This is a genomic window from Pseudomonas sp. EA_65y_Pfl1_P113 (genome assembly GCF_963970525.1).
GTDB classification, from domain to species: domain Bacteria; phylum Pseudomonadota; class Gammaproteobacteria; order Pseudomonadales; family Pseudomonadaceae; genus Aquipseudomonas; species Aquipseudomonas tritici.
The window spans coordinates 1-482 of sequence record NZ_CAXAQM010000454.1; the positions used below are offsets into that span (position 1 = coordinate 1).

General features: G+C 65.8%; 1 protein-coding gene. It reads right to left on the reverse strand.

The genetic code is table 11. The features are described 5' to 3' along the window. Window positions 1-425: MFS transporter (locus tag AACY52_RS30540; protein WP_339561419.1), on the reverse strand; the 425-nt coding region annotated here is incomplete at its 3' end. Between the last annotated feature and the right edge of the window lie 57 nt (window positions 426-482).

Below are 482 nucleotides of genomic sequence, written 5' to 3' on the forward strand. Positions count from 1 at the left end.
GTGAGGAATCGGAACAGCGCATAACTCGCGACGCTCCAGGAGAAGGCGGTCGCTGCCGTGGCGGTGAGATAGAGCGCCAGCGTGATGAAGAACAGCTTCTTGCGCCCGATCCGGTCGGTCAGCCAGCCGAAGCCGAGCGCGCCGAGCACGGCGCCGGCGAGATAGGCGGAATTGGCGATACCGAGATCGAGATTTGAGAAGTGCAGTGATGGACTCTGCTTGAGCGCACCCGAGAGCGCCCCGGCCAGCGTCACTTCCAGCCCGTCGAGGATCCAGGTGATGCCGAGTGCGACCACGACACGGGTGTGGAAGCGGCTCCAGGGCAGCGCATCCAGCCGCGCCGGGATGCTGGTCTCGATGATGCGCCCGGAGCCGGCGGTCACCGAAGATCCCTCGCTCAGCGCCGTGGTTTGCTGCAGATTCATGGCGTCGCGCGGTTGACCAGCAGGAACAGCCCCCGAAAGTCACAGGCGTGACGGGGG